Below are 20685 nucleotides of genomic sequence, written 5' to 3'. Positions count from 1 at the left end.
GTGCCGTTGCCTGAAACCCGGGCTATTGCACGGTCACCATAACCGACTGCCAGCCGGAAGCGCCGTCGGGCACGGGATCGGCGCGCTTGTCCGTCTGGACCTCGCCGGTACCGTCCGTGGCCCGGGCCTTGATGTAATGCGGGCCGGGGGTGGCGTCCCATTCGAACGACCACTGGCGCCACGTCACCACGGATGCTTCGGTGGACAGCACCGCCTCGGTCCAGGGGCCGTTGTCGATCTGCACCTCCACCTTGGTAATGCCGCGCGTCTGCGCCCAGGCGGTGCCGCCGATGGCCACTTTGCCGACCGGGACCTGCGCGAAGGACTTGGGCACCTCCACCCGGGCCATGGTCTTGATGGGACCGCGCTCGGACCAGCCGCGGTCCGTCCAGTAGGCCTTGCTGTCAGCGAAGCGGGTCACTTCAAGGTCCACCACCCATTTGGTGGCGGAGACAAAACCGTATAGGCCCGGGACCACCATGCGGACGGGGTAGCCGTGTTCCAGCGGCAGGGGCTCGCCGTTCATGCCGATCGCCAGCATGGCGTCGCGGTCATCCTGCAGCACCTCGAGCGGAGTCGACGCGCTGAAGCCATCCTCGGAGGTGGACAGCACCATGTCTGCGCCGTCCTTGGGGCGGGCCATCTTGAGGACCTCACGGAGGGGCAGTCCCAGCCATTTGGCGTTGCCCGCCAGGTTGCCGCCCACGGGATTCGACACGCACGTGAGTGTCACGTGGGACTCAATCAGTTCGGCGTCGAGCAGGTCCTGGAACGTCAGGGTGACTTCCTGCTCCACGAGGCCGTGGACGCGAAGCTCCCATTCCTCGGCGTTGATCTCCGGCACGCTCAGGGCCGTGTCGATCCGGTAGAACTCGTTGTTGGGGGTAATCCACGGCGTGACCCCCGGGGCGGCGGACTGGACACCCGCCGGTACAGCGGGGGCTGCCTTGGCCGGGGAAGGCAGCTGGAGCGATTCGCGGGCCTGGGCAATATTGCTCCGTGCCGCGCTGAGCAGCCGGCCGCCGGTTGCCGCGATGGCAGCCGCCACTGCGGTGATCCCGCTGGCGGCGAAGAAGGCGCGGCGGGTGGTGGCCGGGCGTTCGGTGTCCTTGGCGGCGACATCCGCGGCGACGCCGGGCCATGAACGCATCCGCCACAGCCGCGTGATCAGCAGCCGCAGCACCACCAGCCCGGCCGCGGTGCCGATCAGCGAAGGGATGGCGTCCAGCGGTTCCACGCTGGCCCGGGTCACAACGCTGGCAACAATGACCGCGCCCATCAGGAGGACGCCGGCCACGCCCAGCGACCACTTCCGGTACGCCACGACGCCGAGCACGCAGGCGAGCAGGAAGATGGTCAGTCCCATCCCCGCGAACAGTGCCGCCTTGTCATTGGTGCCGAACGTGGCAATGGCGAAATCCTTCAGCCACGGCGGCGTGAAGTCGATAAAGGTTGAGCCGAGGGCAATGAGCGGCGTTGCCCGCGCCGTGAAGAAGGCGCCGATCAGTTCCGCAACGGAAAGTACGACGGCGGCCGCAGCCACGCCTGCCAGCGCGGCCAGCGCAGTGGGACCCTTGAGCCAGTTCGTAAGCTTCTTCATGCCGGGGGTTCGTAGCTGCGGCCGTTAAGGATTGACGGGGGCAGGTCACGGCTTAGGACCGGACCGGGTGCACAAAGTACCCTTGGAGACTGTGAAGGTACTCGTCATTGGCCCTGGTGGCCGCGAACACGCCATTGTCCGCTCCCTGCTTGCAGACCCCAACGTTTCCGAAGTCCATGCGGCTCCGGGCAACGCGGGTATCGGCAAGCTGGTCCCCACCTACGCCATTGACGGCAATGATCCGGACGCCGTAGCGGCCCTGGCCACCAAGCTGGGTGTGGACCTCGTGGTGGTTGGTCCCGAGGCGCCCCTGGCCGCCGGGGTTTCCGATGCCGTCCGTGCAGCCGGGATCCCCGTCTTCGGACCCAGCAAGGCGGCCGCCCAGCTGGAGGCCTCCAAGGCATTCGCCAAGCAGGTCATGGCCGAGGCCGGCGTTCCCACCGCCATGGCGCGCGTTGCGAGCACCGCCGAGGAAGCTGCCGACGCGCTGGACACCTTCGGCGCCCCCTACGTGGTCAAGGACGACGGCCTGGCCGCCGGCAAGGGCGTGGTGGTTACCAACAACCGGGACGAAGCCCTGGCCCACGCCCAGAGCTGCTTCGACGCGGGCGGCTCCGTGGTGATCGAAGAGTTCCTGGACGGTCCCGAGGTTTCCGTGTTCGTCCTGTGCGACGGCCGGAACACGGTGGCACTCTCCCCGGCGCAGGACTTCAAGCGCATCTTCGACAACGACGAAGGCCCCAACACCGGCGGCATGGGCGCCTACACCCCGCTGGAGTGGGCGCCCGAAGGCCTGGTCCAGGAAGTCATCGACCGCGTGGCGCAGCCCACGGTCAACGAGATGGCGCACCGCGGAACCCCGTTCGTCGGCGTGCTGTTCGTGGGCCTGGCCCTGACCTCGCGCGGCACCCGCGTCATCGAATTCAACGTCCGCTTCGGCGATCCGGAAACCCAGGCCGTCCTGGCCCGGCTCAAGACGCCGCTCGGTGCGCTGCTGCTGGCAGCTGCCAAGGGCGAACTGGACAAAGCGGAAGAGCTGCGCTGGTCCAAGGACACCGCGGTCGCCGTCGTCGTCGCCTCGGAAAACTACCCGGACACCCCGCGAACGGGTGACCGCATCCGCGGCCTCAAGAAGGTGGACGAGCTGGAAGGCGTCCACGTGATCCACGCCGGCACCAAGCTGGACGAGGAAGGCAAAGTGGTCTCCGCCGGCGGCCGCGTGCTCGCCGTGGTCGCGCTGGGAACCGACCTCGTGGAGGCCCGGGAACGCGCGTACGACGGCGTGGAGCTGGTACAGCTCGAAGGCGGGCAGTTCCGCACCGACATCGGGCGCAAGGCGGCCCGCGGCGAAATCAAGGTCTCGGCCCCGTCCACCGGAACGCTGCCCGTAACGAAGGCGAAGGCATAGCATGACCGAAAATTCCCCCCTTGAAGCAGCTCCCAAGGCCGGGCTGGACACCGCCACTTTGGATCTTCCGGGCTGGCGCCACGTCTACTCCGGCAAGGTCCGGGACCTCTATGTGCCCGCGGACGATTCCCTCGCCCGGCAGTTCGGCCAGGACTGCGTCCTGGTGGTGGCCAGCGACCGCATCAGTGCCTACGACCACGTGCTTTCGAGCGAAATCCCGGACAAGGGCCGCATCCTCACCCAGCTGAGCCTGTGGTGGTTCGACCAGCTCGACGTCGCACACCACGTGCTGGCATCCACCGTTGAGGACGGCGTCCCCGCGGCGGTCGAGGGCCGCGCCATGATCTGCAAGAAGCTGGATATGTTCCCGGTGGAATGCATTGCCCGCGGCTACCTCACCGGATCCGGGCTCCTGGAATACCAGCAGTCCCGCACCGTGTGCAGCATCCCGCTGCCGGAAGGCCTGGTGGACGGTTCCCGGCTCGACGAAGCCATCTTCACGCCGTCCGCCAAGGCAGAGGTGGGGGAGCACGACGAAAACATCACCTATGACGCCGTGGTGGGCCTGGTGGGCGAGGACGTTGCCGCCCGCCTGCGCGAGCTGACGCTGAAGATCTACACCAAGGCCGAGGAAATCGCACGCGGACGCGGCATCATCCTGGCCGACACCAAGGTGGAGTTCGGCTTCGACGTGTCCACCGGCGTCATCACCCTGGGCGACGAGGTCCTCACCCCGGACTCTTCACGCTTCTGGGACGCGGCCACGTATGAGCCGGGCAAGTCCCAGCCGTCGTATGACAAGCAGTACGTCCGCGACTGGCTGACATCCGACGAGTCCGGCTGGGACCGGGCTTCGGACGTACCGCCGCCGGCACTGCCGGAGGACGTGGTGAGCCGCACGCGCGGCCGCTATGTCGAGGCGTACGAAAAGCTCACCGGACGGGCGTTCGTCTAGGCGGACGTTATTGAGGCCGGGCTCGCCTAGCTGGCCTCAGCAGCTGCCTGGGCAGCTGCTGCGCGCCGCTGGGCGAGCTTGATCTCCAGCACGGCATCCATGGCCTGCTGGACGCGGTCGGAGGCGCCGGCGGCACTGAATTCCTGCTGCGCTTCCTCGAGGAGCACCAGTGCCTCGTCGGATTCACCGGCGGCCTTGAGTGACTTCCCCAACAGGAGTGAGACTTCGCCTGCCGTGTGACGGGCCAGTGCCTTCCGCTCGGCGTGGATTTCGCGGAGCTTCTCCACGGCGGCCGGGATGTCGCCGGTCAGGTACAGCCAGCGCGCGCGGATGAACGCGACTTCCAGCTGGTCTGTCTTGTTCCCGCCCACGATGGACAGGGCCAGTTCGGCGCGCTCGATGGCGGAGAGGGTTTCCGGTTCCACGATGCCCGAGGAGAGCCGCACTGCCGCGGATGCCTTGTTGAAGCGGGCCCACAGCTCGATGTCATTGGCCGGCGAGAGCAGTTTGGCGGCGCGTTCGTGGTACTTGATGCCCTCGGGGTAGTCATGCCGCATGAACGCCACGTTGCCAATCACCCAGGCCACCTCGCCGGCGAGCTGCGAAATGGATTGGTCGTCCATCTGGTCGTTCATGGCCTGGCAGTAGGTCCAGGCTTCGTCCAGCCGTCCGCTTTCAGCCAGCGCGCCGATCAGGGCACGCAGGGCACCGATGATCAGCGTTGACCCCTTCGGCAGCTGCGAGCAGAGTTCCACGGCCTTCTGGGCATGCTCGACGGCGGTGGCCAGCTGGCCCTGCCCGTGGCACACCGCGGCGAGCATCTGGCGGGCGCGTACGCCCAGGCCGGCGGACTCCGTGGCCATGGGGTGCTCCAGGAGGTGCTGCATGATGTTCTGGCATTCCTGCAGCTGGCCCTGCTTCATGAGGCACTCCGCCTGCATGTAGGTCATGTTCCACCAGGCGCTGGTGTTCTTGCCCTCGAGGGCTATCTGGGCCGCTGTGGCGGCGTGCGCCGCCGCGAGCGGATAATCCCGCAGGTCCCAGGCCTGCCGGGCGTAGAGACCGGCCAGGACATACTCGGCGTCGCTGACCGAGATGGGCTGGCTCCACGCTTCCAATGCCTTGGGGGCCAGCTCGAGCCTCCGGGCTAACTCTTCGATAACATCGGCGGTAGGTTCACGCCGGCCTGTTTCCAAGAGGGAGATGTAGCTGGGAGAATAAAGGTCCTTTCCCAGTTCTGCTTGCGTCAACCCACGTTCGAGTCGTTCGGCGCGGAGCTTCTCCCCGAATCCGTTCCCCACGGGTTTCCTCCTTATTCCGGACAGTCTTTATACCAAATGCTTGACAGTCTCTGTGGAAAACATTTTACAATGTATGTCAACAAGGGCAGTGCTGACTTTGTAACGAATCCGACTCGTATTGAGGAAACCTAATGTTGAAGAAGATCGCAGCCGCCGCCGCCTTGGCTGGCGCACTGGCATTTTCAGCCGCAGCCCCCGCAGTGTTGTCTGCAGGTCCGGTCGGCAACTGGGCGGATCAGCTGGGAAGCACCACCGCTATTGGTAACTGGCCGGATCCCATGCAGTTTGCGCAGTCCATCGGTAACTGGCCGGATCCCATGTCTTACCAGGCGTCCATCGGCAACTGGCCGGACCCGATGTAGACCCTGACGTACCTCCCGCAAGGGACCACCAGCCCCGGGACATGCGCGAACCATGTCCCGGGGCTGTTTTTTTGGCCACAGGATGTAGGGGGAGTGTCATGAACCGCAGGGAATCGAATGACTTGAAGCGGGCCCATGCCGCGTGGACCATCGCAGGGGCTTCGCTGATCGTGGCCGCCGTGGCGGGGTCGTCGATAATCGCCGTGGCGGGCGGAACGGCGGACGCCGGAACCCTGGTCTGGGGGATGGTGGGCATTGCGTTGCTGTTGGAGGCACTGGTGCTCTTTGCCTATGGACTCCGGCTTAGGCACGGTATGTCAGCCAGGTCCAGACTTATGAAACGCGGGGAAGCTACCGGGAGGATGACGGCTCCAATCGGCCACGGGTTCCCCTGCTGGGTGACGGCCAGGCCAGCCAGCGTTCCACCTTCGAGGGCCTCTAAGGCCACGGCCGGACGCGCCGCAGGCGCAACACAAAGAGGGCCTTCCGAATGGAAGACCCTCTTTGTGTTTGGTCGGGATGACAGGATTTGAACCTGCGACCTCGTCGTCCCGAACGACGCGCGCTACCAAGCTGCGCCACATCCCGATCCGTTGCTTCAAAAGCAACTTCACAAGAGTATCCGATTCCTGCCCCGGATGTGAAATCGGCACCCCGCGGCAACGCGAAAGCTATACGAGCGAGTCCTTCCAAGCTCCGTGCAGTTCGGCGAATCGCCCGCCGCCGCCGATGAGTTCCTCCGGCGTGCCGTCCTCCACCACCCGTCCGTCGTGGACCACCAGGACGCGGTCGGCGGTCTCAACCGTGGAGAGCCGATGGGCGATGATCAGGGCCGTGCGGCCGGCGTCGTGCCCTGCCACACCCTCCAGCAGGCTGGCGAGTCCGCTCTGGACCAGGCGCTCCGAGGGGATGTCCAGCGAGGAGGTGGCCTCGTCCAGGATGAGCACCGCCGGGCGGGCCAGGAAGGCCCGGGCAAAGCTGATGAGCTGGCGCTGCCCGGCCGAGACACGCCCACCGCGCTTGTTCACGTCGGTGTCGAAGCCATCGGGCAGTTCCATGATGAACTCGTAGGCGCCAACGGCGCGGGCGGCCTCCTCGATCTCCGCCCGGGAGGCTTCCGGACGGCCCAGTGCGATATTGTCCGCCACGGACCCGCTGAACAGGAAGGCCTCCTGGGTAACCATCACCACGTTCCGGCGCAGGTCCGGGGTGGTGAGGCTCCTCAGGTCCACGCCGTCCAGCGTCACCGACCCCTCGGACACGTCATAGAAGCGGGCAATCAGTTTTGCCAGGGTGGACTTGCCCGCGCCGGTCTCGCCCACCAGGGCCACAATCTGCCCGGCCGGTATGTGCAGGTCCAGCTTCGGGATGATGACGGGCCCGTCGCCGTACCGGAACTCCACGCCGTTGAAGTCGATGGTGCCGCGGGCATCGGGGAGCGCTACGGGGTTCTTCGGCGGCCGCACGGTGGGAACCTCCTCCAGCAGGCCGGAGACCTTCTCAAGGGCTGCCTGGGCGCTCTGAAAGGAGTTGTAGAACATGGCCATCTGGTCCACCGGCTGGAAAAAGCGCTTGGTGGACAGGATCAAGGCCAGCAGGACACCCACGGCGAGGTCCCCGTCCAGCACACGGAAACCGCCGAACAGCAGAACCACCGCCACGCAGACGTTGCCGATCAGCACCAGGCCCGGCTGGAAGATGCCGTTGAGGTTGATGGACCGGACAGTCACCCTGCGGTAGTCCTCGGACAGTTGGCCGTAGCGGTCGGCGTTTTCGCGCTCCTTGCGGAAGGCCTTCACTGCCCGGATGCCGGTCATGGTTTCCACGAAGTGCACAATCAGGCGCGCGGACACCACCCGGGACTCGCGGAAGGCGATCTGGGAGTGCTTCTGGTACCAGCGTGCCAGGAAGTACATGGGCACGCCCGCGGCCAGCACAATGAGGCCGCTGCGCCAGTCCAGGGCGAACACCGTGATGGCCGTGAACACCATGAACAGCATCCCGGAGGCCAGCGAGCTGACGCCCGAGTCCAGGAGTTCACGCAGCGCCTCGAGGTCCGAGGTCTGCCGGGCGATGATCCGGCCGGACGTGTACTTCTCGTGGAATTCAAGGCTCAGCCGCTGTGTGTGCCGGAAGACGCGGACCCGCAGGTCCAGCAGCATCGCCTGGCTCAGTTTCGCCGTCGAGGTCACGTACAGTGCGGTGAGGCCCGCAGTCGCGACCGCCGCGGCAAGGTAGGCGACGCCGGTGAGGACCAGCGGCATGTTGTCCCCGGACCGGAGGGCAGGCAGGGCGTGGTCGATGCCGAAGGCGATCAGCGCAGGCCCGGCCACCCGGGCGGCCTGCGAGAGGACCACCATGGTGATGGTGAGCCAGAACCTCAGCCGCACGGGACGGATCAGGGACGCCAGCAACGCGAGCGAACGCCGTCGCACGGTTTTGCTTTCGCTCTTGCTCAGGTGGGCGTTGTCCTCGTTGGCGGTGCCGAAGGTAGCGGTGGTCATCGGGAAATCTCCTCGGACTCGTCGCTTAATTCTGAAAGGTCCGACAGTTCGGAATCCAGGTCACGGGGTTCCGTTTCCAGGCTGGCGATCACGTAACGGTAGTGCTCGTTGTGCGCCAGCAGTTCGGCGTGGGTCCCGACGGCGGCGATCCGGCCGTCCTTGAGCAGTGCCACCCGGTCCGCCAGCGCCACGGTGGACGGCCGGTGGGCGACGATCAGCGTGGTGGTGTCGGCAAGCACCTCGCGCAGCCGGGCTTCCACGAGTTCTTCGGTGTTGACGTCCAGGGCGGACAGCGGATCGTCCAGCACCAGCACCTTGGGCTTCGCGGCGATGGCACGGGCCAGGGCGATGCGCTGCCGCTGGCCGCCGGACAGGCTGAGGCCCTCCTCGCCGATCAGCGTGTCCAGGCCGTCCGGAAGGGAGTGGGCAAAGTGGGCCTGGGCAACGTCCAGAGCTTCCTCCAGCGCTTCCTGGCTCCGCTCGCTGGCACCGAGCAACACGTTGTCGCGGACGGAATTGGAGAACAGCGTGGTGTCTTCGAAGGCGACGCCCACCACCGTGCGCAGCTGCTCTACGGAGAACTCGCGCAGGTCCACGCCGTCGATCGTGATGGAGCCCGCGGTGACGTCGTAGAGGCGGGGGACCAGCTGGAGCAGTGCGCTCTTGCCGCTGCCGGTGATGCCCACAAGGGCCATGGTCTCCCCGGGGCGGACGTCAAGGCTGATGTCCTTGAGGATCGGTTTGTCCGGGGCGTCCTCGAACGCGAACGTCGCGGCATTGAAGCTCAGGGCGCCCCTGAGTTGCGCGGGCTGCCGGGGCTGTTCCGGGCTGGTGATGGTGTTGGCGGCGTCCATGACCTCGAAATGCCGGTCGATGGCCGTTTTTGCCGTCAGCGCCATGGCGAGCAGCATGCCGCTGAATTCCACGGGCGCCGCGACGACGGCTGCGGTGGCGAAGAACGCTACCAGCGAACCGATGCTTAGCTGGCCGTCCGCGGCCAGCGTGATGCCCGCCACCAGCCGGCGCCGAGCGCAAGTTCGGGCAGGAGGGTGACCACCATGCTGAAGGTGGCCTGGTGCTTGGCCTTGGCGATCTCGGTCTGCCGGAGTTCCTCGGCCTGTTCGTTGAAGTTCTCCAGGGCTTCGCGGCTGCGGCCGAAGGCCTTGAGCACGCGGATGCCGTGCACGGATTCCTCCACCGTGGTGGCGAGGTCGCCGGCCTGGTCCTGGCTCCGGCGGGCCACCTTGCTGAAGCGGGTCCTGAACCGGAAACCGTAGATCATGATGGGCACGGCGGCGGCCAGGAAGATCAGTGCCAGCTGCCAGCTCATCGCAAACATCACGACGACGCCGATCACCACCGTCAGGGTGGTCACCACCAGCATGATGGCGCCGAACGCCATCCAGCGGCGCAGGAAGTTCAGGTCCGTCATTGCCCGGGAGAGCAGCTGCCCGGATCCCCAGCGGTCGTGGAAGGACACGGTCAGGTCCTGGAGGTGTCCGTAGAGCGATACCCGCATCCGCGTTTCCACGGTGGTGGCGGGATTGATCACGAACTGGCGGCGGAGGGCAACCAGCCCGGCTTCGGCGACACCAAGTCCCAGGATGGTCAGGGAGGCGATCCAGACAGCGTCCGTGGCGCCGCCCGGCCGAAGCGAGTCGTTGATGAGCACCCGCAGCACCTGGGGGATCGCCAGTGCCACGATGCTGGCCAGGAGGGCGCATAGAAGTCCCATAAAAAGCCGGGGGATGATCGGCTTTACATGGGGATAGAGTCGGCTGATTGACGTGAAGAATGGAGTCTGCTTGGCCATGCCCGCTTCTTGAAGCTCAACTGCGAATGTAGTTTCCTATAGCAACTACCCTATGCCATGGCGTGACGTCGTTCACAGGATTTTGCGGGCTGCGGAGATCTTGCCCAGTCATTGCGTTTTGTAATGGTTCCGGAGGTTGGGCCTGCGGAACCGGGCGCCTCAGCGCTCCGTCAGGGTGAGGAGTACGGCCTCGGGCCGGCAGGCGATCCGTACCGGTGCGAAGCGCGAGGTGCCGATCCCGCCGGAGACGTTGACCGGCGTCGTGCTTCCGTTGCTTTCCCAGTTGTGGAGTCCCTTGGCCCGCCACGTGGGGAGGTCGCAATTTGAGACCAGGGCACCGTACCCGGGCAGGCAGATCTGTCCGCCGTGGGTGTGGCCGGCGAGCAGCAGGTCCGCCCCGTCCTCGGTGAAGTGGTCCAGCACGCGCTGGTAGGGCGCGTGGATGACCGCCACGCGCAGGTGGGGTGTGTTGTCCTGGCCCTTGGTCCCGCGGGGCCAGCCGGCATAGCGCTCCAACTTGAGGTGGGGATCGTCCACACCGGAGAAGTCAAAGCGCAGACCCTTCAGCACCACGGACTGGTTTCGGTTGGTCAGGTCCACCCAGCCGGACATCCCGAAGGAGGAGCGCAGCCTCGGCCAGTCGAGTTCCACGGGCTTCTTCTGGGCTTTGGACGGCCCCAGCAAGTAGGACGCCGGGTTCTTAACGGTGGGTGCGAAGTAGTCGTTGGAACCGGGCACGAAGACGCCGGGAAATTGCAGGAGGGGTTCCAGCGCCGCCAGCAGCGGGTCGATCGCCTTGACGTGGCTGAGGTTGTCCCCGGTGTTGACCACCAGGTCCGGTTTCAGCTCAGCCAGGGAAGACAGCCACTCCGCTTTCCGGTTCTGCCCCGGAACGAAGTGGATATCGCTGAGGTGCAGGACCCGGAACGGGCCGAAACCGGCGGGAAGGACGGGCACGGTTTCCTCGCGCAGGACGAACTGGTTCTTCTCCCACAGCCCGTACCCCGCCGTTGCCATGCCGGCTGCGGCGCCGGCTGCTGCAGTTACGGCAAGGCCGCGTCCGATGCTTCGGGCGCGGCCTGCCAGCGTTGTGTTGTCCCCCATTGGTGCGCTACCCGTTGCCCTTGCCGTTGTCCTTGTTGCTGGGTGCCGGAGCCGGAGCTTCGGTGGTGGGAGCCGGCGCCGGTGCTGGCGCACTGCGCTGCGTCGACGGGGTGTTCTGCCGCGTGGGCGTTCCATTGACCATGTTCGACGGCGGTGCAGTGAACGGGTTGGTACCGTACGCGGGCGCGACCTGGGACATGAAGTTCGAGAACATCGGCCCGGCAATCATGTAACCGTCGATTCCGGTGTAGAACTTGCCGTTGACGGTCACGTTCTGGCCCGCGCGCTGCTGCGTTCCGAGTGCGTCACCGAACCACGCCGCGGTGGCCAGGCCGGTGGTGTGGCCCACCACCCAGGTGGAGCCGTTGTTGTTGGACGTACCGGTCTTGGCCGCGATGGGGAAGTTGGTCTTGGTGGAAATGCGCGGCTGGATGAGCGAACCCGAGCCGCGGTTGAGGACTTCCTGGAGGGCATAGTTCACGCCGCGGGCAACCTCCGGTTTGAGGGCGTCCCGGCAGTTCGTGGACTGGGCCGGCAGCTGGGCGCCGGTCTGGTCGGTGACCGACGTGATGGCGATCGGGGCACAGTACTTGCCGTCATTCGCGAAGGTGGCGAAGGCGCTTGCCATGGCCAGCGGCGACGTCTGCCTGGAACCCAGGAGATTACCCAGCGTCGTCATGGTGATGGGCGGCGTCGGGTTGGTGATCTTACCGTCACCGTCCCGCTGCGGAAGGCCTTCGTGCAGGCCCACAGCGTCCACGACCTTCTGGATTCCGCAGAGGTCCACCCTGGCGGCGGTGGCAAACGTCATGGTGTTGATCGAGTTGGCCAGGCCATCGAGGACCGTCATTGACTTGTAGTAGTTCGGCTCCGCATTCTGCAGGTCCGTGGACTCGCCGTTGGTGCTGTCATACCAGCCGACCGTCGGTGTCGGGCAAGTGTTCTTCCAGGGGAAGTTCTGTGGATAGCGACGAACCGCGCCGTTCAGGATCGTGTTCATCGAATTGCCCTCGTTAAGCCACTCGGCAAACGTGAACGGCTTCATGGTTGATCCGGGCTGGGCTCCGCCGAGCCCGTTGAGGTCGTTGCCGTTGGCGTCGTACTGGTCAACGCTGAAGTTGAGCTGGCTGTCGAACTTGCCGTCCCCGGCGAACCACACGGTGTTCTGCGCCATGTTGGTGATCTTGCCGGTGTTCGGCTGGACCGAAACAACCGCCGCACCCCACTTGTCCGGGTTGGCTCCGGCCGACGCGTCCACTTGGGCCTGCGCCGCGTTCTGGGCCTTGGGGTCAAGGGTGGTGGTGATGGTCAGGCCGCCGCGGAAGATTTTCCGCTCGCGCTCCGTGGCATCGGCGCCGTAGGCCGGATCGTTCAGCAGCAGGTGCAGGACGTAATCACAGAAGTAGGGGGCCGTGGAAGCATAGGCGCAACCTTGGCGGGCCGGGGTGACCTTGGTTTCCACCGGTGCGGCCACCGCTGCTTCGTACTCGGGCTGCTTGATCTTGCCCTGCGTGTACATCGCCTTGAGCACCAGGTCGCGGCGGTTCTTCGCGTTCTCAGGATTGGTGATGGGGTCGTAGAACGACGGGCTGTTCACCACGCCGGCCAGCAGCGCGGCCTGCGGAAGGGTGAGGTCCTTCGCGGTGGTGCTGAAGAAGAACTTGGAAGCCGCCTCGATGCCGTAGGCGTCACGGTTGAAGAACACGATGTTGAGGTAGCCCTCGAGGATCTGCTCCTTGGTGAACTTCTTCTCCAGGGCGATGGCCAGCTTCATCTCGCGGAGCTTGTCGCCTACGCCCTTGTTAACGCCGTTGAGCTTGATGTCCTCGGTATTGCCTTCAGCTTCCAGCGAGGCATTGATGACGTTGTTCACGTACTGCTGCGTGATGGTGGACGCGCCCTGTTTATTGCCGCGGGCAGTGCTGACCAGTGCACGCATGATGCCCGTGGTGTCCACACCGCCGTGCTCATAGAAGCGGCTGTCCTCAATGGCGATCACTGCGTCCTTGATGAATGGCGACATCTGGTCCAGTGAAACGCGTGTGCGGTTTTCAGCGTAGAGGTTGGCGATCAGGCTGCCGTCGGAGGCGAGGATCTTGGTGGACTGGCTCGGCGGATCCACCTGCAGCTCCGCCGGGAGCGTGTCGAAGAACTCGATGGAGCCGCTCGCAGTGCTGCCGGAAACAGCCGCCGCAGGGACCAGCAGGCCTGCCACCAGGACACCACAAATCGCGCTCACGCCAAGGAAAGCAAGGATCTTTCCGAGGGTGGTGGCCGTGTCGAATAAAGGGTTCTTACCAGTCGCCATGTTTTCCACTTTACCGGCAAGGACTAGTCTTTAGCTCATGACCAAATGGGAGTACGCCACGATTCCGCTCATTATTCACGCCACGAAGCAGATTCTGGACCAGTGGGGAGAGGACGGCTGGGAGCTCGTCCAGGTAGTCACCGGTCCTGACGGCAACGGCCTCGTTGCCTACCTCAAGAGGGAGAAGCAGTAGTTATGACAAGCCCTGCGGGCACGGCGCCGGAATCCCCGGCCCACGCCGAAAATCCGGCCTCCGGAGCGGAAAACGGAGCACCGGTTTCCGCCGTAGAACAGCGTCTGGCGGAGCTGGGATTGGTCCTTCCGGACGTTGCGGCCCCGGTGGCCGCCTATGTTCCGGCCGTCATCTCCGGCAACCATGTTTATACGTCCGGCCAGCTGCCCTTTATTAACGGCAAACTCGAAGCTACCGGCAAGGTGTCGACGGGCACCGAGGGCTACGCTGACGAACCCACGGTTTCTCCCGAGGACGCCAAGCGCTTCGCCGCCGTCTGCGCCGTCAATGCCCTGGCCGCGGTCAAGAGCGTGATCGGCGACCTCGACCGCATCACCAGGATCGTCAAGGTGGTGGGCTTCGTTTCCTCCGATCCCACCTTCACCGGGCAGCCGGGAGTCATCAACGGGGCCTCGGAACTCCTGGGCAAGGTCCTCGGCGACGCGGGCCAGCATGCACGGTCCGCCGTCGGCGTGTCGGTTCTTCCGCTGGACTCGCCGGTCGAAGTCGAACTGATCGCCGAATTTAGCTAAGGCCGGTCACTTCCCTTGCCCCAGTTAGCCCGTCGCCTGTTTGTGCTGCCTCCCGATCTTGAGGGGGCAGCACAAAGCTGGCTCGAACATGGCGAGCGGACACCGCGCGCCGCACGCTACGCGTCCTCGGTCGTCCTGCTGCGGGACTCTCCCACAGGGCTCGAAACCTGGCTGGGCTACCGGCCGGGTTCCTCCCCGCTCGGCGTTCTCGCCTTCCCCGGCGGTTCCCTGGAGGCGTCCGACGACGACGCCGTCGGCTGGCTGGGCCCGACGCCGCAGCATTGGGCGGAACAGATGGGGACGGCCGACGTCGGGCTGGCGCGCCGCCACGTGGTGGGTGCCATCCGTGAACTCTTTGAAGAAACAGGCGTCCTCCTCGCCGGCCCGGACATCTCCACCACGGTGGAAGCCACGTCCACGCCTGAGTGGATGCGTGCCAGGATTGCCGTCGCCGAGCAGGAGAAATCCTTTACGGACGTGCTGGCCAAGCGCGGATTGTCGATCCGCACTGACCTGCTGAAACCGCTGGTCAACTGGCTCAGCCCCGACTTTGCCCACCGCCGCTTCAACACCCGCTACTTTGCCGCCACCGTGCCCGTGAACCAGCAGCCCACCCTGCTGGGAAGCAAGGGCGTGTGGGGACGGTGGGTGTGCGCCAGCAAGGTTATCGCCGAACGTGACACCACCGCCCTGGGCGACGAAGTGGGCCAGGAAAACACGGTGGGCCTGAAACTCGGCCAGCTGCTGGTTCCCGGCTCCGAAATCATGCTCGAGAAGATGGCGGCCGCCAACGGCTGCATCGCCTACCTGAGCTACAAGCGCAAGCCGCACGTGTACCAGCCGAAGCTTGTCGAAGAAGACGGCAAACTGATGCTCGAAGTCGAAGCCGCAAAGACCGTGGCAGGAGAGCCGCAGCGCGAACGCTAAGCCGACCGGGGCCTAACATCCTCGGCGTGCTCGCTCGTTCCTCCCCACCGTCTCCCTAACCTCGCAAACTCGGCCAGGGAACCCGGACAGCGTGGGCCCTGCTTGGACGCACGCTGCCGGATGCCACACCCCGGTCGGTGAACAAGCAGAAGGCCGGCTCCTTACTACGGGCCGGCCTTCCATACGCTGTAAGGGTGTTATGAGGACTAGCGGGAGCGCTGGCGGAGGCGCTGCATGTCCAGGATGACGACGGCGCGGGCTTCAAGGCGGAGCCAGCCGCGCTGCACGAACTCGGCCAGGGCCTTGTTCACGGTTTCGCGTGACGCGCCCACCAGTTGGGCCAGTTCTTCCTGCGTGAGCTCGTGGGCCACCAGGACGCCGTCGGTTGCCGGGCGGCCGAAGCGGTCGGCCAGGTCCAGCAGCGCCTTGGCCACGCGGCCCGGGACGTCGGAAAATACCAGGTCCGACAGGGAATCGTTGGTGCGGCGCAGGCGTCGGGCCAAGGCCTGCAGCAGCTGGGCAGAAACCTCGGGGCGGGTGCGCAGCAGGGCGTTGAGGCTCTCGTTCTTCAGCCCGGCCAGGCGGGTCTCCGAGACGGCAGTTGCCGTGGCCGTGCGGGGGCTCGGATCGAAGAGGGCCATTTCGCCGAAGAGCTCGCCCGGGCCGAGGATTGCCAGCAGCGACTCGCGGCCGTCCGGGGACGTGCGGCCCAGCTTCACCTTGCCGGAGACGATGAAGTAGAGCTGATCACCCTGGTCGCCTTCGCGGAAAACCGAGGCTCCGCGTGAGAGGTCCACCTCCGTGAGCTCGTCCGTGAGCAGGCGGAATGCCTCGTCGTCGAGCGTGGCGAATAGGGGTGCGCGGCGCAATACCTCGATGTCCATGAAATCTCCTGAGTAAATGTGTCGGCTGGGGCGCTTCAGCCATTGTTTCAGAATTTTGAAGGTTCTGTGACGTACTTGGCACCCGAAACGCCTGAAACGGCGCCCATAGGGCCGTTGCGGGGCCCATCCACGGCGGTTTTCGACGGCGGGAACAGGGTTTGCCGGGCACGATGCCGTTTGCTGCGGCGTCCGGCCCCGGTCGGCAAACTGTCAGGGTCCGCCCCTAGAATTAGGGCTTACCTGTTTTGTGAGGAGCCCGTGTGTTCGGCTTGACCATCCTGGACCTGGCGTTGATCCTGGTGCTGCTGTCGTACCTGATCTACGGCCTGCGCAACGGCTTCCTGGTGACCCTTGGCGGCATCGCCGGGTTTATCGTCGGGGCCGTGGCCGCTTTCGTTTCGGTGCCCGTCGTCAGCAACCTGGTGGAGGACAGCGGCTGGCGGCTTACCGCCATCGTGGCCGCCGCCGTCGTGCTGATTGTCCTGGGGCACGCGCTGGGAACCATGATCGGCCGCAAAATCCGCAGCGCCGTGCGGATCCAGCCCCTGCGGGCAATGGACCGGCTGGTGGGCGGAGGCGTCAACGTGGTGGTGGCAGCACTGGTCATGTCCATGCTGTCCTTCAGCATCAGCGCACTGGGCGTTCCATTCGTGTCCCAGCAACTGGCTGAGTCAAAGGTCATCCGCTTCATCGACGGACTCACGCCCGTGCCGGTGAAGACGGCCGTGGCGCAGCTGCGCTCCACCGTGATCGGTGACGGCATCCCCACCCTCATTGAGGGACTCGGACAAGGCCAGCAGGTGGCCATTCCCAACGCCAGCACGGACACGCCGGCCCTGAACCGGGCAGCGGAGTCCGTCCTGAAAATCGCGGGCACTGCCTACCAGTGCGGCCAGAACCAGACCGGAAGCGGCTTTGTGGTGTCGCCGGGGCGCGTTGTGACCAACGCCCATGTGGTGGCGGGCGTGTCGCAGCCGGTGGTGGAGATTCCAGGCGGGGGAGCAATGCCCGGCCGGGTGGTCTACTTCGACAGCCAGCACGACCTTGCCGTCCTTGCCGTGGACGGCCTGCCTTCGTCCCCGCTGCAGCTGAGTGCGGACCTTCCGGCCGGCAGCCCGGCCGCTTTCGCGGGCTATCCGCACGGCGGTCCGTTCCAGTCCAAACCGGCAACGGTGCAGGACATCGCCACCGTCCTTGTTCCGGATATCTACGGCAGCAACGCGGCACCCGAGGATGTTTACCGGCTTGCCGGCGATGTCCAGCCGGGCAACTCCGGAGGCCCGCTCCTGACCACCGAAGGCCAGGTGGCAGGTGTGATCTTTGCCAAGGCAACCTCAGATGCGGATCTGGGCTTTGCCATCACCATGGATGACCTCGGTCCGGTGGCCGGCCAGGCCGCAGGTCTGAGCAGCCCCGTCTCATCCGGGCAGTGCATCCAGAAGTAAAACCGGGCGCCGAGCCCTAGAGCCACTCCAGGCTTTGGCCGTGCGGGCCGGCGATGGCCACGGGAACGCCGTCCTGGAGGAGGAGGAAGCGGCCGCGCAGCCGGGCATCATCCATTTCCGGCACCACCACCGAGCCGTCGGCCTGGGCAAGCACCGTGTGGCCCTCGTTGGACAGCCAGTGGCATCCCTGCTCTGCGGCAAGAGTGCCGATGGTGGCGCGAAAGGCTTCCCGTTGCGCGGCGTCCAGATAGGCCATCACCGCGCTGTGGAACACCACCAGGGTTGCGTCCTGCGGCGCCTGGCCGGCCAGTGACACCAGTTGCTCGTTGAGGTCGCCCGCCACGAGCAGCGGCGGGTCCTGCCGCGCGATGGCGATGGCCCGGCGCAGCCGCTCCCGGCGGAAGTCCTGTTCCGGCCAGATGAGGGCCTCAAGCCAGGCGACGTCGTCGGGGTTGTTGATGTCCAGGGGGTTCAGGTCGATTCCGGCCCGCCACACCACCTCGGGGAGTCGGGACGGAAGCGGGACCACGCCTTCCAACGTGCACCGCAGAACCGGCGGTTCCTGTGCCGGGGACGGGGCGTCGTCCGGCAGAGGGTCCAGCCGGGTGACGGACGCGCCGTTGACGTACTCGTAGGCGTACTTGTCCGGGTAAAGCGCCAGCCCGGCGGAGGCGCCCACCTCGATCAGGGCCAACGGACGGCCCGAGGCCGCGGCGATGCCCGCGAGGGAGGGTAGCAGCGTGGCGCAGCGGCCGGCCTCGTTGGTCTGCGTGGCGCGGGAGAGCGCAACCCGGGAAACCTCGTCCCAGTTACGGACCAAGAACTCCCGGAACTCGCGGTAGGGGGTAATTCCAGCCCCGAGGAAGCGGGCGGCAGCGAGGATCAGCAGCGGCTGGCGCTTGTTGTGCGGCCACTGTTCGATGCGGCGGATCAGCTCGGGATCGTCGGCGATTCCCACGGACCATTCGGCGTAGCAGGGCGAGGAAGACGGCGCATCGTTAGTCCCGAAGTTCCGGTACCAGTCCGCCGTGCCCATGGTCAGGCCTTGCCGGCGTTCAGTTCTGCGAGGTATTCGACGGCGAACCGGTAGCCCATCACGCCGGCGCCGGCGATCACGGCCTTGCTGATGTCCGAAAGGTACGAGTGGTGCCGGAATTCCTCGCGGGCATGGACGTTGGTGATGTGGACCTCCACAGCCGGCAGCTGCACCGCGGAGATGGCGTCGCGGATGGCCACGGAGGTATGGGTGTAGGCGCCGGCGTTGAGGACGATGCCGATGGCCTTGCCCCGCGCGGCGTGGATGGCATCAACCAGTGCGCCCTCGTGGTTTGACTGGAAGCACTCAGCCTCGAGGCCGTACGTTGCGGCGGCGTCCTTGGCGAGCTGTTCGACGTCGGCCAGCGTGGCCGTGCCGTATTTCTCCGGTTCCCGGGTTCCCAGCAGGTTCAGGTTGGGCCCGTTGAGGACAAGGATGGTGCCGCGGCCGGCGTCGGTGGCAGGGGAGGCTTCAGTCATGTCAGCCAATCTATCGCTTTGCCGGCGGCGTGCGCTGTTCTTTACGGCGGGCTGACGGGACGGGCGGTGATCTTTGCGATCCGGCGCAGCGCCGCCGCGCACACCGGAAGGTAGGCGGGTGCCCACCACGGGACCGTAAACGTGAGGCGGCACCCTTCACCCTCCGGAACCACAGCGTGACCGGTGGCCCGGATACCGGCCACAGCCCAGGACCAGGACCGGCCCGCGTCGAATTCCGTCACCGTGAAAGGCAGCGTGATGCCGGGCAGCGTCCGCACGCGGCCCGTGCTGCCGGCCATGAGGCAGGGCGCGTAGAGTTCGGCACCCGTCACTGAAGGGCCCCATTCCGGCCAGCGGCCGACGTCGGTGAGTAGCACCCATACCTCCTCCGCGGGTGCCGAAATGTGCCGCGACATGGAAAACCGCATGCGGGCTACCCGAAGTCCGGGCGCAGGACCGCCTGCGCCGCGCGGTGGCCGCTTTCGAGGGCACCCTGGATGGACGCGGTTGCGCGGTAGTCGCCGCAAAGAAAGAGGCCCGGCGAGGTCTCCGCCGGGTGTGGTGACCCCAATGGCGGTGGCTGGGCGGGCAGGGCCTGTGGAACTTCGTGCCTGGCCACCAGTTCCCAGTGTGTAGCATCCGCCCCATAGATCTCCGTGGCGTGACGGCGGACCTCGTCGTCACCGGGCACCGGCCGTCCCGGGCCGAACAGTGCCGAGGTTTGCACCAGGTGCCTGCCCGCGGGTGCGTACCCGGGCGCGGCGTTGGATACGACGGCGGTATTGACCAGAGGACCGCCGCGAGGTTCCCGGGCATCGACGCAGAGCATGTTGAGCCGCGACGGCGGCTCGCTGGCCGAAAACCAGTGCGTCAGGACACCCTTCATGGCGGGGGAACCTCCGCGCCCCGGCCTGACGGCTGCCGCACCGCCGGCCGGCGCGCCGGCGTCGTCGTTTCCCGGCGCCAAGGTTCCGGCACTGACCGGACCGGTGGCCAGCACCACCTGCTCGGCGCGGAGCTCCGCTCCGGCGGCGCGGACCAGCATGGAACCGCCCTCGCGCCGGACGGACTCCACCCGCGTCCGGGTGTGCACCGGCGCGGCGAGGGAAGCCGCCAGCTGCCTGGGCAGCGCCTGCATGCCCAGCCGCGGCAGCCCTGGCACACCCAGCGCGAACGTGCGCAGCAGGAGCCGCGCGAAGTCATTGGAGGTGCTGCCGTCGTCTTCCAGGAGCACCCCGGCGAAAAACTGTTCAACCACGCGGCGGAGTTCGCCCGAAAGGCGGGCGTCATCCAGCGCCTGCCGCAGCGTGAGGTCCCGCCCGGACTCTCCGTTGCGACGCTCTCCGGTGCGACGTCCGCCGTCGTCGTACTGCCGCCAGGACCGGACAAATGCGGGCGCCGCCCAACGGAGGAGGACCGCCGCATCACGTGGTTTGGCGATGCCGCTGCCGATCGTCCGGGCGATCAGCCGGGGTTCGCGCAGCGGGTGGGCGAGCACGGCGAAACCGTCATCGCGCCGGACGCCGAGGCCGGCGCCGAAAGGTTGCAGCTCCAGCGCGCCCACGTCCACCCAGCGGCGGACGGCCGGGTAGGCGGGATTCAGCACCTGGAACCCGCGGTCCACCAGGAAACCGTCCACGTGCTCCGTGCGGATCCTGCCTCCGACATCGTCGGCTGCTTCCCACACCCGCACGTCACGCCCGGCGGCCTGCAGTTCGCGGGCACACTGAAGCCCCGCGAGCCCGGCACCGACCACCAGAACTTCACACGAATCGGTCATGGTTCATCTTGGCA

At 66.4% G+C, this 20685-nt stretch carries 17 protein-coding genes, 1 tRNA gene and 1 pseudogene; 7 read left to right on the top strand and 12 right to left on the bottom strand.

Annotated features, from left to right (window positions below; genetic code table 11):
- Positions 1–22 precede the first annotated feature (22 nt).
- Positions 23–1600 (bottom strand): molybdopterin-dependent oxidoreductase, encoded by a 1578-nt coding sequence (locus ARTH_RS17275; RefSeq protein WP_011693232.1) that lies wholly within the window; start codon positions 1598–1600, stop codon positions 23–25.
- 91 nt (positions 1601–1691) lie between these two features.
- Between ARTH_RS17275 and purD the strand changes: the two genes are divergently transcribed.
- A complete protein-coding gene (gene purD, locus ARTH_RS17270) occupies positions 1692–3008 on the top strand; it encodes a phosphoribosylamine--glycine ligase (protein WP_043430014.1) in 1317 nt (438 codons plus the stop codon).
- A gap of 1 nt (position 3009) precedes the next feature.
- Complete coding sequence (locus ARTH_RS17265; protein WP_011693230.1) at positions 3010–3963, top strand: phosphoribosylaminoimidazolesuccinocarboxamide synthase; 954 nt, start codon at positions 3010–3012, stop codon at positions 3961–3963.
- Between the two features lie 26 nt (positions 3964–3989).
- Here the strand turns inward: ARTH_RS17265 and ARTH_RS17260 are convergent, their stop codons facing one another.
- Positions 3990–5264: a helix-turn-helix domain-containing protein gene (locus ARTH_RS17260; RefSeq protein ID WP_011693229.1), complete on the bottom strand. Its 1275-nt coding sequence runs from the start codon at positions 5262–5264 to the stop codon at positions 3990–3992.
- A gap of 131 nt (positions 5265–5395) precedes the next feature.
- Between ARTH_RS17260 and ARTH_RS17255 the strand changes: the two genes are divergently transcribed.
- Positions 5396–5626, top strand: a complete 231-nt coding sequence (locus tag ARTH_RS17255) for a hypothetical protein (protein ID WP_043430012.1) — start codon at positions 5396–5398, stop codon at positions 5624–5626.
- A 511-nt stretch (positions 5627–6137) separates the two neighbouring features.
- Here the strand turns inward: ARTH_RS17255 and ARTH_RS17250 are convergent.
- The 5 genes and pseudogenes from ARTH_RS17250 to ARTH_RS17230 all read right to left on the bottom strand — a co-directional run bounded on the left by ARTH_RS17250 (position 6138) and on the right by ARTH_RS17230 (position 13355).
- Positions 6138–6214, bottom strand: a tRNA-Pro gene (locus ARTH_RS17250).
- Between the two features lie 83 nt (positions 6215–6297).
- On the bottom strand, positions 6298–8130 hold the full coding sequence (locus tag ARTH_RS17245) for an ABC transporter ATP-binding protein (RefSeq protein ID WP_011693228.1): 1833 nt from the start codon (positions 8128–8130) through the stop codon (positions 6298–6300).
- Positions 8127–9943: pseudogene (locus ARTH_RS17240) on the bottom strand (ABC transporter ATP-binding protein). Before ARTH_RS17240 ends, ARTH_RS17245 begins: the two are co-directional and overlap by 4 nt.
- 159 nt (positions 9944–10102) lie before the next feature.
- Entirely contained in the window at positions 10103–11047 is a 945-nt protein-coding gene (locus ARTH_RS17235; RefSeq protein ID WP_011693225.1) for a metallophosphoesterase, read from the bottom strand.
- 7 nt (positions 11048–11054) lie between these two features.
- Positions 11055–13355, bottom strand: coding sequence for a transglycosylase domain-containing protein (locus tag ARTH_RS17230; protein ID WP_011693224.1), 2301 nt, complete (start codon positions 13353–13355; stop codon positions 11055–11057).
- Between the two features lie 37 nt (positions 13356–13392).
- Between ARTH_RS17230 and ARTH_RS23965 the strand changes: the two genes are divergently transcribed.
- The 3 genes from ARTH_RS23965 to ARTH_RS17220 are packed head-to-tail and all read left to right on the top strand — an operon-like array spanning position 13393 to position 15047.
- On the top strand, positions 13393–13548 hold the full coding sequence (locus tag ARTH_RS23965; RefSeq protein ID WP_011693223.1) for a DUF4177 domain-containing protein: 156 nt from the start codon (positions 13393–13395) through the stop codon (positions 13546–13548).
- A 2-nt stretch (positions 13549–13550) separates the two neighbouring features.
- Complete coding sequence (locus ARTH_RS17225) at positions 13551–14120, top strand: RidA family protein (protein ID WP_011693222.1); 570 nt, start codon at positions 13551–13553, stop codon at positions 14118–14120.
- 15 nt (positions 14121–14135) lie between these two features.
- Positions 14136–15047, top strand: a complete 912-nt coding sequence (locus tag ARTH_RS17220) for an NUDIX hydrolase (protein ID WP_011693221.1) — start codon at positions 14136–14138, stop codon at positions 15045–15047.
- A gap of 206 nt (positions 15048–15253) precedes the next feature.
- Here ARTH_RS17220 and ARTH_RS17215 read toward each other — a convergent pair whose 3' ends face one another.
- Complete coding sequence (locus tag ARTH_RS17215) at positions 15254–15931, bottom strand: Crp/Fnr family transcriptional regulator (protein ID WP_011693220.1); 678 nt, start codon at positions 15929–15931, stop codon at positions 15254–15256.
- Between the two features lie 260 nt (positions 15932–16191).
- On the opposite strand from ARTH_RS17215, the gene ARTH_RS17210 reads away from it, so the two are divergent.
- Complete coding sequence (locus ARTH_RS17210; RefSeq protein ID WP_011693219.1) at positions 16192–17376, top strand: MarP family serine protease; 1185 nt, start codon at positions 16192–16194, stop codon at positions 17374–17376.
- A gap of 16 nt (positions 17377–17392) precedes the next feature.
- Here ARTH_RS17210 and ARTH_RS17205 read toward each other — a convergent pair whose 3' ends face one another.
- Genes ARTH_RS17205 through ARTH_RS17190 form a run of 4 tightly spaced genes read right to left on the bottom strand, consistent with a single transcriptional unit; the run spans position 17393 to position 20671 of the window.
- A complete protein-coding gene (locus tag ARTH_RS17205) occupies positions 17393–18412 on the bottom strand; it encodes a DUF2332 domain-containing protein (RefSeq protein WP_011693218.1) in 1020 nt (339 codons plus the stop codon).
- Between the two features lie 2 nt (positions 18413–18414).
- Positions 18415–18891, bottom strand: a complete 477-nt coding sequence (gene aroQ, locus ARTH_RS17200) for a type II 3-dehydroquinate dehydratase (RefSeq protein ID WP_011693217.1) — start codon at positions 18889–18891, stop codon at positions 18415–18417.
- A gap of 41 nt (positions 18892–18932) precedes the next feature.
- Entirely contained in the window at positions 18933–19307 is a 375-nt protein-coding gene (locus ARTH_RS17195) for an SRPBCC family protein (protein ID WP_156810699.1), read from the bottom strand.
- Between the two features lie 17 nt (positions 19308–19324).
- Positions 19325–20671 carry an NAD(P)/FAD-dependent oxidoreductase gene (locus ARTH_RS17190; RefSeq protein WP_011693215.1) on the bottom strand — a complete coding sequence of 449 codons (1347 nt, stop codon included), beginning with the start codon at positions 20669–20671 and terminating at the stop codon, positions 19325–19327.
- Positions 20672–20685: the final 14 nt, after the last annotated feature.

Origin of the sequence: Arthrobacter sp. FB24 (assembly GCF_000196235.1) — a bacterium.
In the GTDB taxonomy this organism is placed as follows: Bacteria; Actinomycetota; Actinomycetes; order Actinomycetales; family Micrococcaceae; genus Arthrobacter.
Note: the sequence above shows the minus strand (reverse complement) of the source record. Positions and strands in the feature narration are given on the sequence as shown.